This window comes from Yoonia sp. D2-7, from assembly GCF_055809435.1.
Window position 1 is genome coordinate 1,052,304 of sequence record NZ_CM147912.1, and the last position, 15,775, is coordinate 1,068,078.

14 protein-coding genes are annotated in these 15,775 nt (G+C 52.9%); 5 read left to right on the forward strand and 9 right to left on the reverse strand.

Going from position 1 to position 15,775, the window contains the following annotated elements:
* The first annotated feature begins 70 nt into the window (after window positions 1–70).
* The gene (locus AC0L7R_RS05110) at window positions 71–955 is read left to right on the forward strand and encodes a LysR substrate-binding domain-containing protein (RefSeq protein WP_473659284.1); all 885 of its coding nucleotides are present in this window, start codon (window positions 71–73) and stop codon (window positions 953–955) included.
* Window positions 956–1,254: 299 nt separating this feature from the next.
* Here AC0L7R_RS05110 and AC0L7R_RS05115 read toward each other — a convergent pair whose 3' ends face one another.
* Window positions 1,255–1,827, reverse strand: coding sequence for a hypothetical protein (locus AC0L7R_RS05115; protein ID WP_473659286.1), 573 nt, complete (start codon window positions 1,825–1,827; stop codon window positions 1,255–1,257).
* A gap of 226 nt (window positions 1,828–2,053) precedes the next feature.
* Window positions 2,054–2,926: a LysR substrate-binding domain-containing protein gene (locus AC0L7R_RS05120; protein WP_473659288.1), complete on the reverse strand. Its 873-nt coding sequence runs from the start codon at window positions 2,924–2,926 to the stop codon at window positions 2,054–2,056.
* A 95-nt stretch (window positions 2,927–3,021) separates the two neighbouring features.
* On the opposite strand from AC0L7R_RS05120, the gene AC0L7R_RS05125 reads away from it, so the two are divergent.
* A complete protein-coding gene (locus tag AC0L7R_RS05125; protein ID WP_473659290.1) occupies window positions 3,022–3,303 on the forward strand; it encodes a DUF1330 domain-containing protein in 282 nt (93 codons plus the stop codon).
* 272 nt (window positions 3,304–3,575) lie between these two features.
* Here AC0L7R_RS05125 and nadC read toward each other — a convergent pair whose 3' ends face one another.
* The 3 genes from nadC to nadA are packed head-to-tail and all read right to left on the reverse strand — an operon-like array spanning window position 3,576 to window position 7,041.
* Entirely contained in the window at window positions 3,576–4,424 is an 849-nt protein-coding gene (nadC, locus tag AC0L7R_RS05130) for a carboxylating nicotinate-nucleotide diphosphorylase (RefSeq protein ID WP_473659292.1), read from the reverse strand.
* Complete coding sequence (locus AC0L7R_RS05135) at window positions 4,421–5,986, reverse strand: L-aspartate oxidase (protein WP_473659294.1); 1,566 nt, start codon at window positions 5,984–5,986, stop codon at window positions 4,421–4,423. Before AC0L7R_RS05135 ends, nadC begins: the two co-directional genes overlap by 4 nt.
* A gap of 5 nt (window positions 5,987–5,991) precedes the next feature.
* Window positions 5,992–7,041 carry a quinolinate synthase NadA gene (nadA, locus tag AC0L7R_RS05140; RefSeq protein ID WP_473659296.1) on the reverse strand — a complete coding sequence of 350 codons (1,050 nt, stop codon included), beginning with the start codon at window positions 7,039–7,041 and terminating at the stop codon, window positions 5,992–5,994.
* A gap of 415 nt (window positions 7,042–7,456) precedes the next feature.
* Here nadA and AC0L7R_RS05145 point away from each other — a divergent pair, with 415 nt between their 5' ends.
* Together AC0L7R_RS05145 and AC0L7R_RS05150 are read left to right on the forward strand one after the other, a co-directional pair.
* A complete protein-coding gene (locus AC0L7R_RS05145; protein WP_473659298.1) occupies window positions 7,457–7,780 on the forward strand; it encodes a Dabb family protein in 324 nt (107 codons plus the stop codon).
* Window positions 7,777–8,892: an aminodeoxychorismate synthase component I gene (locus AC0L7R_RS05150; RefSeq protein WP_473659300.1), complete on the forward strand. Its 1,116-nt coding sequence runs from the start codon at window positions 7,777–7,779 to the stop codon at window positions 8,890–8,892. Before AC0L7R_RS05145 ends, AC0L7R_RS05150 begins: the two co-directional genes overlap by 4 nt.
* 145 nt (window positions 8,893–9,037) lie before the next feature.
* Here the strand turns inward: AC0L7R_RS05150 and AC0L7R_RS05155 are convergent, their stop codons facing one another.
* A complete protein-coding gene (locus tag AC0L7R_RS05155) occupies window positions 9,038–9,388 on the reverse strand; it encodes a hypothetical protein (protein ID WP_473659302.1) in 351 nt (116 codons plus the stop codon).
* A 1,115-nt stretch (window positions 9,389–10,503) separates the two neighbouring features.
* Between AC0L7R_RS05155 and AC0L7R_RS05160 the strand changes: the two genes are divergently transcribed.
* Complete coding sequence (locus AC0L7R_RS05160) at window positions 10,504–12,096, forward strand: Eco57I restriction-modification methylase domain-containing protein (protein ID WP_473659304.1); 1,593 nt, start codon at window positions 10,504–10,506, stop codon at window positions 12,094–12,096.
* Here AC0L7R_RS05160 and AC0L7R_RS05165 read toward each other — a convergent pair.
* The 3 genes from AC0L7R_RS05165 to AC0L7R_RS05175 all read right to left on the reverse strand — a co-directional run bounded on the left by AC0L7R_RS05165 (window position 12,093) and on the right by AC0L7R_RS05175 (window position 15,506).
* Window positions 12,093–13,229: a hypothetical protein gene (locus AC0L7R_RS05165; protein ID WP_473659306.1), complete on the reverse strand. Its 1,137-nt coding sequence runs from the start codon at window positions 13,227–13,229 to the stop codon at window positions 12,093–12,095. The genes AC0L7R_RS05160 and AC0L7R_RS05165 overlap by 4 nt on opposite strands.
* Before the next feature lie 166 nt (window positions 13,230–13,395).
* Window positions 13,396–14,388, reverse strand: a complete 993-nt coding sequence (locus AC0L7R_RS05170) for a hypothetical protein (protein ID WP_473659308.1) — start codon at window positions 14,386–14,388, stop codon at window positions 13,396–13,398.
* Window positions 14,385–15,506: a GmrSD restriction endonuclease domain-containing protein gene (locus tag AC0L7R_RS05175; protein ID WP_473659310.1), complete on the reverse strand. Its 1,122-nt coding sequence runs from the start codon at window positions 15,504–15,506 to the stop codon at window positions 14,385–14,387. The genes AC0L7R_RS05170 and AC0L7R_RS05175 overlap by 4 nt, the downstream gene beginning before the upstream one ends.
* Window positions 15,507–15,775 lie beyond the last annotated feature (269 nt).

The window sequence follows — 15,775 nt, forward strand, 5'->3', positions numbered from 1 at the left end:
TGGCAAAGATATAGAATGCAGCCAATTGATACGAAATTGCGTATCTATCTTGATCTGGTATACGTAAATAATGGAGTGGAAACGATCAGCCTTCGACTGGAACCAAGCGCGGGCGTTTCTCGTTACCGCTGAAGAAGGATCGCTATCCGCAGCGGCACGCGCGCTTGGGCTGACGCAACCGACTCTGAGCCGACAGGTCGCAGGTCTCGAAGAGGCTCTTGGGGTGGTCCTCTTTGAGAGGACATCGCGCGCACTTTTGTTGACACAATCAGGCGTAGAATTATTGTCGCATTTTCGGATGATGGGCGATGCGGCGAACAACATTTCTGTTGTCGCGACGGGCCAATCCGAAGCCGTGACCGGACATGTGTTAATCTCTGCCACAAACCTGATGGCAACGCATTTTCTGCCGCCTGTTCTCAAGCAGTTGCGTACAACTGCGCCAGACCTTCAGATCGAGATCATCGCATCAAATGAACTAAGCGATCTGCGGCGCCGTGAAGCTGATATAGCAATCCGTCACAGTCGCCCCGTAGATGAAAACCTGTTTGCAAAACGGCTAAGGGATACAACGGCGCATCTTTTTGCTTCAAAAGAGTACCTTGACGAAGTTGGTCGCCCGAAGTCGCTCGCTGATCTTGAAGAATTAAAGTTTGTCGGTTTCGACCAACCCGCACAACGACTTGGATTAATGGCATCCCGTGGCGTAAATTTGACGACCGCGAATTTCAATTTCTCGACGTCGAGTGCAACACTATCGCTCGAACTTGTCCGGCAAGGCTTTGGGATCGGTATTCTCCCGGTCGAAGTCGGGGCGGCTTATCCAGAACTCGAAAACCCGTCTTCGGCGTTTGAGCCGATCAGTATCGAGACATGGCTAGTGGCCCACCGTGAACTCAAAACAAATCTACGCATTCGGGTGGTTTTTGATCTGTTAGCAGAGGGCATTGGTTAGAAACATCCAAGTGCAGTCACCGGATTGACGTTGAAAGGCCAAAACCGCCCCATTCAAAACAAATCACAGAATGGGAAATCGCATGGGAGGTCCCTGCACAGATGAAACTTCACTTGCGGACATTGAAGGAAGCCCAGCGAAATGGCGCTTTGTCCCGTATCTTACCGGTTCGTCCGCCGTACAGCGAAGGGCCGTGGCCCCGAACCGGCCACTCATGACCAGCGCGGCGAAGGTGTCATGGGGCGCAGAGTTACGGTTGCTACAGCGGCGATAAATGGCTGCTTTGACGTTGATAAGCCTCAATACGAACGTTGAAAAATCTTCGAAGTATTGGCGCTGTCCTTGGTGCAATCCTGCGACCATAGTTCGTAACGAATATCGTGTTTTGCAAGCGCTAGAAACACCCGGTGGGGGTTGATGCCTGCCGCTTCTTGATCAAAGGTCACCACGCGTTCATCGGTCAAGTGAAGTTCAAAACGTTCGCTGGTTTCGGTGTGCTCGCCGTCGCTGTCCGTGCCTGTTCGGCTGATTTTCAGCCGCAATGCCCTTTCAATACTGCCGAGTCCGATGTCCATCGGTAGATTTTTGCAAGGTATGGCCACGTCCCACATCAGCCTGTCTGCGCCGATTGTGGCTTTCCAATCTCCGGGGGTATTGAAGATACGCCAAATTTTCCGAGCTTCGCTCATTGCAATAGCGCCACTCATCAAAGCGCAAAGCGCGAACAAGACTTTGAAGAACGGCCCTATATGATCGGCAGAGTGAATTGCGAAAACATAAAGTATAGGCCAGACCAGTCCAAAGCAGACCCATACGATGTTCATGTTGGCCACGCGCAGCTTCGACGACTGGATGATGATCCGTTCTATCATATTTGCCGGTTAGCATGGAACTGTATCTAAATTATGACAAGATGTGCGCTAGGTTATGGCCCGCTATCCATCACCAAGATGGACAGCGACCATTCACACCATCATCTGAAAAGGCAGCGTTGTCCGCGCCTCGTCGGTTGGCACGGAACGCAGACAAAGGTCAGATTGAATCTTGCGGAATGCACCTTAAATTTAGGCGTGACCTCAAATATTCAAATATGAAGTCTCAAGCTACGAATTCCCTGCGATGTATTTTGCAGTAACGCACCAAAACATCTCGGAACGCACATAGCTTTTGGGAGGGCCACACATCTGGGTGCCCCACAACCCAAATATCGGCGTAGGGCTGCGGTGGGAGAACAGGAACCTGGACAAGTCCCGCAGAAGCACGGCCAAGAAACATCGGCATTCGCACCACACCCAACCCTGCCTGAGCGGCACCTACCATTGCGACCATATCGTCGAAACGAAACCGCACATTGTTATTGGGAAACCCCGAACCGATCCCCTTGGGCACATTCGGATGGGCGTCATAGACAATCCAATCGATGATTGCTTTTGGATCGGAGGCAATCTGTTCTGCTATGTCTTGATTGGCAAAGCTTGCATTTTGCTGCTTCAACAGCCGCAGGCCCGTCAAAGTGTCTCCCGGGCTTCGACTAACGCGAATAGCGAGATCGGCTTCTAACCGTGTCAAATCCAACAAGTCGTTCGTCGCGAGGATGCGAAGGTCAATTCGTGGGTGTGCTTTGGTGAATTGGTCAATGACCGGCGATAGAAAGCTCGCAATGAGTAATTGTGGGGCGGTTATTGTCAGCACACCCGAGAGTTCGGTTTCTGCCCCTTGCAGTTGTCGCATCATGCTTTGTTCGGTGTTTTCCATCTGAACTGCATGCTCTGCGAGTAAGTGGGCGGCTTCTGTTGGCCGGTAACCTTCGGGCAGCCGTTCAAAAAGCAACTGGTTCAAGGCTTTTTCCGCACGGCGGACCCTGCGTGCGACGGTTGTGTAATTCACGCCCAATGCATCGGCCGCTCCAGCCAGTGAGCCATGGCGAACCAACATCATAACTGTGCGTAAATCGTCCCATGCTACATTCATGCATGCGTTTTCGCATGTTCACTATGCAAACACACGCGTTTTTACCCACGGGAGATTGGATATGTTGTCTTAACAATCATTTAACGGAGACAATCATGATCTACGCATATGCAAAAATTACCGTAACCAACCCAGAGGCTCTGGCCGAATACCGCGATGTTGCCAATGCAGCACTTGCCAAACATGGTGGCAAAGTAGAGGGGGCCGCGCGGGAATTCACAGTCCTAGACGGTGCGCCTGACATGCCCAATGTTGCAGCGCTGCTTAGCTTTCCTGACAAAGACGCGGCTATAGCTTGGTCAACTGACCCGGAGCTTGCCGATGTGCATGCGCTTCGCCGTGGTGCCGGTGCGTCTGACATCCTATTGCTGGGTTAAGCGAAGCTATTGCGGAGAAAAAAGCCGCCATTCGCGAACCTTTTGCGAATGGCAACAAAGTCCCGCATTGCAGTGAATACCCGCAAAGTTGGCTGCGACAATTGGCGACCGTTTCAATGGGCGTTTTCGAGCCGCTTGCGACAACCGAAGCTTAGCAGTTTCAGCGAATGCTTCACGGTGTCCGATAGCCGCTGTAGACCGAGGTCGACCAATGTTGCGGCATGCATGAATGACGGTCTTTCTTAGTTGTAGGCCCCAACGAAACTCGGCCGTCAAAAATCCAAACCAAGATCGACAGTCGGTGCCGAATGGGTCAGTGCACCTGATGAGATGTAATCGACACCCGTCGCCGCAATCGACGCAATGCGGTCTTTGGTGACATTGCCACTGGCTTCGGTTTTCATGCGTCTGTCCACGAGGGCCACCGCCTTACGCAACGTGTCGTTGTCCATATTGTCTAGCAGGACAACCGATGCGCCGCCGATGTCGAGAACTTCGGTCAGTTGATCCAACCGGTCCACTTCGATCTCTACCACCATCATATGGCTCGCGTGGGCTTTCGTAGCCTGGAGCACCTGCCGCACACCACCTGCCGCCGCAATATGGTTGTCTTTGATCAGGATCGCATCCGACAACGAATAGCGATGGTTAAATCCACCTCCATGCAGAACAGCGAGTTTTTCGACCAAGCGCATGCCGGGAGTAGTTTTACGGGTGCACGTGACACGCGCATCCGTACCCGCCGCCTCAGCGACGAAAGAAGCCGTTTTGGTTGCAATCCCCGTCAAGCGGCCGGCAAAATTCAGGGCGACACGCTCGGCTGACAAGATGGAGGCAGCGCTGCCCTCTATCGTCATAAGAGTTTCACCAGTTTTACAAGGTTGGCCATCTGCAACATGCGTTTTGATCTCGAGCGACGAATCCACGAGATGAAACGCGATCCGTGCCACCTGCATACCGGACACAATAGCATCAGCGCGGGCATTTAGGCGCGCAGTATACGTTGTCTCTGCAGGGATTACAGCGCGGGTTGTGACGTCGCCGTAGCTGCCCAGATCTTCCATAAGCGCGTTGCGGATCATCGGTTCTAGGATCAAGTCGGGAACGTTGGAAAAGCTCATGATGCTTCCTTGCAAATTTGGGACCGTATGGCCAAGGCGTCGCGGAGCGTAAGCCGCGACCGTTTGCCATCGCCAGCGAGCGTATCAGGGAAATCGGAACGGCAATGCGCACCGCGGCTTTCTTCGCGCTTCAACGCGGATACCGCGATGAGCGTGGCGGTTGCGGTCATATTTAGGAACGACACACTGGTCTGGTTCGCCGCTTCAAGGTCCGCAATCTTGCGCAAGGCCGATTTCAAACTATTGGCATCGCGCACAACGCCAACACAGCCAGTCATCGTATGGCGTAGCTCTGCCACGGCGTCTGGATCGGGCGGCATGCCACCGTCTTCGAATGAAATACGAATGCGTTCGGCTGTTGTCTCGGGAACGACGGTCGCGATGCCATCCGCACAAATACGTGCAAAAACCAGCGCCTCCAAAAGACCATTTGAAGCGAGACGATTAGCACCGTGCAATCCGGTCGATGCAGCTTCGCCACAGACCCAAAGATTGGACAATGACGCACGTCCGTCAGTGTCCGTTGCAATCCCGCCCATGTGATAATGCGCAGCGGCTGCCACCGGTATCGGCTGAGTTGCCGGATCGATTGCATTGCGCGCGCAGGCATCAGCGACCGCAGGGTATTGAGACTTGATCGCCTCGCCGAGGGCATCACGCGTATCAAGCATTGGGCGTAGCCCAGCTTGGCTTTGCGCAAAGATGGCGCGGGCAACGATGTCGCGCGGCGCGAGCTCTGCATCTGGATGCAACGCCTGCATGAAACGTTCACCGTCCTTGTTCGTCAGGATTGCCCCTTCACCGCGAAGGGCTTCGGTGGCCAAGGGCGCGGGGTCCTCACCAACGTCCATTGCTGTCGGATGAAATTGCACGAATTCAGCATCAGAGATAACGGCGCCGGCGCGCGCGGCCAGACCGATGACCTGCCCGCGAATACGTGGCGGATTTGTCGTCACCGCATAAAGCCCGCCAGACCCGCCGCCTGCGAGCAAGACAGCGCTGCCCCGCAACATCACAGGAGCAGAGCGCAGTTCATTTGCAGATTGGACCGCAACGCCTGTGACCCGCCCATCGGACACCTCAAGATCAACAGCCATAGTGCCTTCTAAAACTTGGATCGATGGCGTCTCTTTAACGCGTTCGATCAGGGCGGCCATGATCTCTGCACCTGCTTGGTCACCTTTGACACGCACGACGCGCGCGTAGCTATGTGCGGCCTCGCGTGACATCACGTATCCACCATCGTCTCTCCGATCGAACGGTGCCCCGAGCGCCGTCAGATGAAGAATGTGTTCACGCGCTTCTTGGGTAACAAGGTCGGCAACGCGTGGGTCAACCGTACCATCGCCCGCTTTGACCGTGTCCGCAGCATGGCTCTGGGCGCTATCTGCGGTGTCCATTGCGGCGGCAACACCGCCCTGCGCCCAAGCCGAACTTGCCCCTTCCCCCAGACTTTCAGGTGAAATCATTACAACAGGACGCGGTGCAAGCCGCAATGCTGCGTAAAGCGCCCCGAGGCCTGCGCCGACGATGACGATCCGATCAGTTTGGATGCTTTTCATTTGGGTTAGAGACCCAATTTGCGGGACATGTCGATCATCGCTTGCACCGAAGCGCGGGCTTTCTTGCCAATTTCAGGATCGACGAACACTTCGTTTTCGCCCGTGTGAAGGACCCAAAGGATCTTTTCGAGCGAAATTTTCTTCATGTAAGGGCACATGTTGCAGGGGCCAACGAAGTCCACTTCTGGCAATTGGTCAGAAATATTAGACGCCATAGAACACTCGGTGATCAACATCGCCTTTTCAGGCTTCTCATCAGTGACATATTTGAGAATGCCACTGGTTGATCCGGAAAAGTCAGCCTCGGCGACGACGTCAGGCGGGCATTCAGGGTGGGCAATAAGGCGCGTGCCCGGGTTCCATTCACGGAATTCTCTCAGGTCTTGTGCGGTATATTGTTCATGCACAATGCAGGAGCCGGGCCAGTAAACGACATTCTTGTGGCTCTGATTAGCCACGTTTTGTGCCAGATACTGATCTGGCGTCATAATGACCGTGTCGCTCTCCATTGCATTCACGATTTGCAACGCATTCGAGGACGTGCAGCAAATGTCAGACGCGGCCTTAACGTCGGCAGTGGTATTCACATAGGTGACGACTGGTGCACCGGGGTACTTGGCCCGCATTTCTTCGATACCATCTGCTGTAATGCTTTCAGCCAAGGAACATCCGGCGTCCATGTCGGGCATCAAGACAGTTTTTTCCGGACATAAGATTTTGGTTGTCTCAGCCATAAAATGCACACCGGCCTGAACGATGACATCCGCGTTGACCTCTTGCGCCTTCATTGCGATTTGCAAGCTGTCGCCCACGAAGTCGGACACGCCATGAAAGATTTCGGGCGTCATGTAGTTGTGGCCCAAGATAACGGCGTTACGTTCTTTCTTCAGCGCTTTGATTGCTTTGACATAGGGGGCATAGGTCACCCAGTCTGGCGGTGTCACGACCCGCTCCATGCGCGCATACGTATCTGCCAATTCCTGAGCGACCTCAGATGAGGGCGTCAGATCGTAGTGTTCTGAAAGAACGGTTCGAAGATGTGGCAAGTCAGGCATATCGCGCATTTCCAATTATTTTGAGCCCTAATACATGACAACCGTCGCCAGTCCAACTTTGGCCGATTGAGCCTATGCGGCTCAAGAAATCAGCTGTTCGGGCAATGCCTGTCAGCGACGGAAAAATCTACGGAACTTAAAGTCACCATTCCCCTGATTTCGCATTTGCGATGTATGGTTGGTTCGATAGGCGGTATTGTGGTCGAAGGGGGTAAGGTCTAGTTCGAGCCGTTAATGAAGGTGGTTCATTGTGGCTCCGTGCCTGTGCTTTGCCAGATTCGACGGCGGTAGTGAGGCCTTTTTAGTTTCCGCCGCAATGCAGCATTGTATTGCAGCGGATGCTGTGAAAATACCTGACGCAGGTCAACGTTCTTCAAAGAAGGCCATCGATTTGGATCAGCTTAGGATCATGTAAGTGACAGACAAAGAACCCGCTCCTCAGATTATTCGTCATGTTGTGTTTTTCAGCAGCCGTGATGCCAATGATATTGATCGGATCGTGGATGGGCTGTCCATGCTATCCGCCATACCGTCCCTCAGGCATTTTGAAGTATCCCGCAATCGGAGCGATGATCGGTTTTCCAACGACGTGGACGTGATTGTCTATGCAGAGTTTGATGATGAAGACTCCCTGAAGGCGTATCGCGCCCACCAAATTTATCAGGATTGCATTGATATCGTACGGCCCTTGCGTGAACTCCGAATCGCGGCTGATTTTTGGTCTCCCTATCAAACATGACCCGATCTGTTCAGTTTGACAGGGGGCCGTTGCAAAGCGGCTCTCTTTTTCATCAAGCAGATCACATCATCGCGGCGTGGCACCCCGAGGAAGTCGATGAAGCGCTGTGCGAGATGCAGGCGGCCCAAGCTAAAGGCAAATGGCTTGCGGGCACCGCATCTTACGAATTGGGCTACGTTCTAAATCCGAAATTGCTTCCTCGATTACCCGGAAACCGTCAGGCTCCATTGCTCTGTTTCGGCGTGTTTGATCGGGTTCAACCAGTCCCTGATGCGAAAACAGCGGGCATGGCCAACCTTGGGCGTTTCGAACCCGAATGGGATTTCCAGACCTACCGAGAAGCCTTTGATGTCATTCATGAATACATCCGCAACGGCGATATTTATCAGGCTAATTTAACCTTCCCTATGGTCGCGCACTACGAAGGCTGCCCGCGCAGCCTTTACGAAGCGCTCAAGCGTAAGCAGCCTGTTCCGTTCGGTGCATTTGTGGATCTTTCTGAAACAAAATTATTGTGCCGATCACCCGAACTTTTCTTTGCCCTGTCATCAAATGGGCAGCTGCGTGCGCGGCCCATGAAAGGGACAATCAAGCGTGGTCTGAATGCGGAAGAAGACGCAATTCTAAAAGCCCAGCTTGCGAATTCCGAAAAAGACCAAGCCGAAAACCTGATGATTACCGATCTTTTGAGGAATGATTTTTCACGCATTTCACAGATTGGTAGTGTGCGCGTTCCAGCGCTTTTTCACGTTGAAAGCTACGCGACCGTTCACCAGATGATATCCGAGGTGACAGCAGAAATCCGGCCGGATTGTAAGCTCTCTGATATTCTTACAGCGATCTTTCCATGTGGTTCGATCACCGGGGCACCAAAGCTGCGGGCGATGGAAATTCTGTCAGACATCGAAAACGATGCCCGCGACACATATTGCGGCGCTGTTGGGTGGATCGCACCAGATGGTTCGATGGAATTTAACGTCGCAATTCGAACACTGATTTGTCGGCCCTCCGGCAAGGTAAAGCTGAACGTCGGCGGAGGTATCGTTTATGATAGCACTGCCGAAAGCGAGTATAGCGAAGCCTTGCTGAAAGCGCAGTTCGCACAGCTCTAGGAAGGAGCGATGAAAGAGGGCAAGCCGATTTTGGCGACCAAGTGCTGCATTTCGGTCGATCCGAGGTCCTCTCCGGAAGATCAATCTGCAGCTTCTAAAAACCAGTATACTGACCTATTTCGGTTGCTGAGTAGACATCGGAAAATTAAGATGGTTGTCGGTATAGGTCTCCCTTTAGATCGGGGCCACGTTCGGGTTTTTTCCCGCCGAGTTGGCTTCGCTGACGCCGCGATATTTGGAATAGTTCCTTGGCATCCTCAGAGCCGAGCGCTTCGAGGATTACGGCATCAACGGCCTCCCATGCGACAATAATCGCGTCCATTTTTGCACGCCCGTCATCAGTCCTTTCCAGCAGACGTTTGCGCCGGGTTTTTGGGGCGGGCGTTTGATTGATAAAACCGGCAGCACTTTCAGCGTCTATCTTGAGTGTGTCTAACGCGCCGGTTCTTGCCCATGACATCACCGACGCGCTTTTTTTCTGATCGTGCAGTCTCATGTTCCGAGTACCCGTCAAATAATAAGGCAACTGCCACAAATGCGGGAAATGGCATTATCCATAAGGCGACGGCAACCCGATGGCGATGTTTGAGCAAACAGATGCTTCATCTGCTTCGCCTGTGATTGGTTTTGCAGCAGATGTTTTTCCGATTTTTGGCGGCTTCATCGATGACTAGGAATATGTCGCCGAATCCGGTGATCGTGATGCCTGCAACGGGATGGAGCAATGCGGGGTCTATGGGTATGTCGTGACCGACACCTATTCCACGTCATGGCATGCTTTACTGGAAAGCCTGACCCGCCTTTCAACAAATGCAGGCGCTGATTGTCGAATTAGGTGCTGCTAGAATTTCGCTGCGACCGAAACATCTTTTAATTTGAGCTGTTGTCCCGCACGATCCGTGCATATTGACGCGTCGAGATGTGCGGGCGCTCGTGGAAACGTTCTGGCCAGAGAAATTTGGACCCGACCATCGGGGATATTTCATCCACCTCGCGACCGATGCCCGCGCCTTGAACTGGTCAGGTAAGTTCCTGTATGGGGCCCAGATGCGTCGCTTACGGGCGGTCATCACGCCCGTACCAAACAGGCCGCGCGACACGTCATGTGTGTTGCGCGACCTTTTTTGTTGGCAAAATCATAGACCGCAGGTAAGCGATGCATCTAACCCCCAAATCCATAGGTTACACGTATTTAGAAACACCCTATATTGACGCGTAGCGTCAATACAGTCGGCCTAAAACAACGCTTTCGCCGCCATTCAGGAGCCGGGTCGGCGCTGCGCTGCAGCTTCACCGAAACGGACATTGATCGATTGCGCAAGATTTTGGTGTAGCGGAAATATGCTCTGTGGAGCAAACCGCCATCGGCATTAAATTATCAAATGTCGGCTTTGGCCTAATTCACGGGGCTTAGCATGACTCGTAGGGGCAATGCCTATTGAGCCAACTGTCATAGCAGTCAATTTCGTACAAGATACGGCACCGTCACACCAAGCGAGTACCGTATATCCTTGCTCGGGGGTCTAAATCGGGCGATAAACCGACCACCATCACTGAGGGAGCTTCATAAAGCTTGGCCAAATGAGATGAGGAATGACCTAGGGGGCAACGGTGAACTTCATTGCGTTAGAGACTGAACAGAAACTACGCGGCGGTTACTACACGCCAGAAGACCTTGCTGCATTCCTAACCCGCTGGGTGGCACCTAGTGCTGGGACCCGGGTGCTAGAACCAAGTTGCGGTGATGGCGCATTCTTCCCCACTTTGCAAGGCACAGGGGCGGAAGTTACCGCGTTCGAGCTAGCGCCAGAAGAAGCCGCCAAGGCCACGGCACGCGGCTTGCCAAATTGCACAGTCCACAACCGCGATTTTCTCGGCTGGGCACTCGATAGCAGACGAGGCCAATTCGACGCAGTGATCGGCAATCCACCTTTCGTTCGTTACCAATATCTGCCCGCGACTTTTCAGGCCAAAGCTGAACAGGTTTTCTCGCGGCTGGGATGCAAGTTCACTAAGCATACGAATGCATGGGTGCCGTTCATACTGGCGTCGATGGAATTGCTGCGCCCTGGCGGGCGGTTGGCGATGGTCGTTCCCTCCGAGATCGTACACGTCATGCACGCACAGTCGCTGCGAACCTTTCTAGGGGAGCAGTGCCGCAGAATAGTCGTCGTGGACCCGCAAGAAATCTGGTTTGAGGGAACACTACAGGGTGCAGTCCTACTTATGGCGGAAAAAAAGTCCGCGCCGAACGTTCACGGCGAAGGGTTGGGCATTCATCGAGTAGCGGGTCGTGATTTTTTACGACAAGATCCCGAGGCGGTGTTCAATACACCCCGCGCGGTCAACGGAAAGACCGTGCTAGGCAAGTGGACCCGCGCGTTAGTGCCTTCCACAACACTGGCCATTCTTGACTCGATAGAATCCAGCGACCAGTTTTGCCGGTTCAACGATGCAGCCAAGGTGGACGTGGGCATCGTCACTGGGGCGAACAAGTTTTTTCTCGTCACGGACGAAGTGGTGAAGCGGAACGGTTTGGAAAAGTGGGCTCACCCGATGTTCGGACGCAGCGACCACTGCCCCGGTGTCATTTACGACGAAGCTCAGCATGCCTGCAACGCCGCCACAGGCAAGCCAACGAACTTCCTATGGCTCAACGACGAGACGGTGGAGGAATGCCCGAAGGTCCGAGCATACCTTGCATCGGGTGAACTCGAAGGCCTACACAAGCGATACAAGTGCCGCATTCGAAAACCGTGGTACAAGGTGCCTTCCGTTTATGCCACCGAAGTTGGAATGCTGAAACGTAGTCACGACACACCGCGCCTCATCTTAAACCGCGTCGGTGCTTACACGACAGACACTGCCTATCGCATTAGGGCCCTGCGTGGAACTGCGCAGGGGCTGGTATACAGCTTCTTTAACAGCCTAACCGCTCTAAGCGCAGAGTTGGAAGGCCGGCACTACGGCGGTGGCGTGCTTGAACTGGTGCCTTCGGAGATAGAAAAGCTGCTATTGCCATCTCCTGAAGGCATCGTGCCGGACTTGGAACGTCTGGACCGAATGGTCCGAGAAGACAAAGTGATCGATACGCTGGAAGTACAATCCGAGGCCGTACTAGGTGCGCTCACCAAGGCCGAACAGATGGACCTGCTGGCGGCGTGGGCCACCCTGCGCGACAGGCGGCATCGCCTTCCCGCCTAGTCGATTTCCAGCGTAAAGCGGGTCGGATCGTCCGTCTCGCGGTACAGCTTCAACACCCTGCCAAGAAGATCCTCGTGCGCCACCAGCGGTTTGGCGTCGCCCCAGTGCAGGCCGGTCATGCTGTTGCGCTGTTCGTAGGCGGCGGTATCCGTCCGGGTGTTATGCGACAGGTGCAGAGTGCGTTCCCCGTAGTCCACGTCTTTCACGATCAGGCGCATCGCGGCCTCTGCTCGTTCTATGTGTGCCCGCGCCGGGGCGGGATCGGGTTGCCAAGCAAGCTCCGCGAACACTTCGTCTCGGAAGTAATGGCGCTGGTCGATTCCGTCCCAAGCGCCCACCCCCAGCAGCATCGAGCCAGTGGGATTGGTGTTCGCCCCGGTGGGAATATTGAGGTGGCGGCGGGTCAGGCCATTGCTTTCCCAAACCTGTTCAAGCCGTTCGCGCGCCACCGGGGCGGCGGGGGCAACGGGTGGCACCGGAGGCGCAGCAGGCCGCGCTACACTAATCGGCGTGGTGTGCAAGGGCATCTTCGGCACGGTGTCCAGCGCGCGGTCGGCGGAACTTCCGGCCGGTTCTGGCGGGCGGCGCTTGCGTTCGTCTATAAGGCGGCCTGCGCGTTGCAGGTCGGCCAGTTGCGCAGCGTCGGTGGCGGGGATCACATGGTCGGGATAGTCGGCAATCAGCGCGTCCAGCTTGCCTTCTAGGTCAGTCAGAAAGGCCGCGTCCGTCGCCGGGTCGAACTCTTGCAGGACGCTGGCCTCGATGTTCGTGCGCAAGCCGCCCATCGTCAGGTTGGCACTGCCCAGCAGCAGCTTGGCGCACGCGGCGGAACGGGCGTAGTACAGCTTCGGATGGAAGATGCGCTGGCGAGTGCCGGTATCCACCATGTACGTCTCGCAGCCCAAGTCCAAAGCCATCTGGATAGACTGCACCGTTGTCACACCGTTGCGGATGCCGACGAAGATGCGCGCCCGGTCCGCGATGGGTTCCAGCACCCCTTGCAGCAGCGACAGGCCCGACGCCGTCATAAAGGCGGTGCTTATAGTTGCGTTGTCTAAATCGGCGAGACTAAGCACTTCACGTGCCGGGGCAAGGTGATCTTCGTTGTTGACGGCTTGGAGTAAGAATCTCATATTCTACATGGTCCGATTGCGTGATTTGCGTTTAGAGTTTTCTTGGTTCGAGCGGTTATGTTTCGTCAAAGCGGTTTAGCTGAGTGCCGAAAGCAACAGAAAACAAATACCCGGACGAGGACTATGTCCAAGGTGGTAAGGTGGTTCAGTAACCACGCGCAACGATTCATAGGTCGCGTTCCAGCACCTGCACTCGCTTTAATGAAGACGGATCCAGCCCACATAACTGTAAAACCTCGTGTGGTATGACGATTTTTCCGAGGCGAGAGTGCTTAGGTCTAGACTCAAGTTTCTCTTTTAGTTTTGTGGGAAGTTGCATTGAAAGGCTAACCAAAATGATTGAATACGGAGAAAGATTAACTGTAATTCTACCTCTTGAAGCCAAGGCCTCCGCCTCCAAAACTACCCCTAGCTCCTCAGGCTTTAATTCGAGGCGCTCTAAAATTCTGGCCACTTGTTCCGCAAGGCGTTTATAATCAGCTATTGTGTGTGGACTATCATCTTTCCCAAACTCCGCCTTGAGTACTTCTATTATTTTGCGAAGGTTCTCATAGGCTGGGTTCTTCTTATCAAGAAAATCTGATGTGGCAGTTTTCTCCATTTCGTTTATGGATAAATCGACATTGTCCAAAACAGCTTTAATCTGTGCAGCCAACCTTTCTTTAGCCCAACTTACATCGTCGCCTTTATACGAAAACTCATGTGTCGCTTTAGACCAAGCATGCTCCAAGAGAGTTTTTATTTGAATTTCAAAGGAATGCTTAAGGTACGGTTTCGGGTTTACGCTTGTCGGCAATTTGCAGTACATTCTGACCGAGTCAAAGCCAAAATTGGTTGGCCACGCATTGGTTTCAGGACCAGGTTTCTCGTCGATCACTCTGACGCTGGACTTTACGAAATCGATGGCCTCAAGCACAGCTTTGAGATTCGGTACAACTATCGTGCAGGCGTAGAAGTCGTCGATTTCGTAGCCATTGTAGCGTCCCGTCATCAATTTCATTGCATAGGAATCTATGGATTTTAGGCGGTCCTCAAAGGTCCATTTTCTGAGTTCACATGCTCTTCGAAGAAGGTCTTGTAGGTCTCCTTGGACAAACGTAAATTCCTCACTAAGACTTTCGTGGGCACGTCGTATTGACGCTTCAATCTTGGCGCTCATTTTTTCAAGTACGAGGTCAGGGCCGTGTGACGTTTCTTGCGGAGGTCGACTTCTGTTGCAGCACCTGTACTGTTGTTAAAATAGCTTTGAACATCCCCGTCGAGGCCGTCAATTGCTTTATCGTCTTTGATTAACTGAAAGGCGTCACTTACGTCGGTCATAAATGCGTCGTACTTCCCAGCAATTTTCTGATGATCCATTTGTATCAGTTCACTATCTAGGGCTAAGGCAGTCCAAAGTGAGTACAAGTCGGTCGTGATACGGCGCTTGTGTTTAGATATGCACTGGTTATGGGCTTCCAATTTTTTTAGGAACTCTCGAATTTGAGCAAATGCATTATTGAATCCGATCAGTTTTTCTTTTGTAAAGTCAATCTCTTGCAGCTCATCATCTTCAAGATCATCAAGGTCAACTTCATCATCTGGTAGTTGATCTTCTTCAAAGTCATATTTTGCATACAACTCATCAATATGGCTCTGTGGAAATCCGACAAAGTCTCTCTCGAGGAGAACTAGCATTAAGATCGAGATGAACTCGACATCCTTCATACGCGCTGATTTTGCTCGGCTTGAAACACCAACCTCCTTCCAGAAAGCCTCTAGTTCGGATTCTTTTTCCGCTCTGTTGATTAACCAACCATCGAAACGAGCATGTCGCAGTTCCTGATCGCCAAGTTTCTTTTGGTTCTTGTTAACCCTCTGGAAAACCTCTCCCCAGTCGACCTCAGTTTCAGAGCGAATTTGTTCGACCATAAAGATGTAGTTGTAAAAGTGGGCTTTGTCGTCATCGTCAATTTCGATGAATTTTTTTCCACGAAGGCGGCTTACATCGAAGTCTTTACCGATGCGGATCCTCCCGGCATGGAAATCAAGAACTGTACTAAGCCGCTGCTTACCGTCCACAACATTGTAGAGCGGTCCTTTTGGCGTGTTTTCCTTCTGAAGATAAACAGCAGGGCATGGGTAATTGTTGAAAATAGTATCGAGGAAGAACTGCTTGTCCTTGTAGGTCCATACGCTCTTTCTCTGATAGGGTGGATTGAGTTCTAGACGCTGCTGCGTTTGCATATCTACGAACCACGAAAGATCTTGTTGATTGGGGTTGCGTTGAAATGCCATCGATTAATCCTCTTTAAAATCTTGTCTTTCTAACCGCGCATAGATGATCCAAGCGATCCACAGAAGCGCTCTAACGCATTCGAAGTATTGATTGCACTGTTTGCAAAGGTATTCAACGCTACGGGCAAGTTTCTTGGGCCTTGGCTGCGTCGCGTCAGCGTTATGTTTAGAGGATTCACCCACTCTTGGATCTGATTTAAGCTTCGTAGCCGCAGCGAAGTGCCGCTTTCCGCAATTCATGCAGATGAATGGGAGCTCGTCCTAGCGAA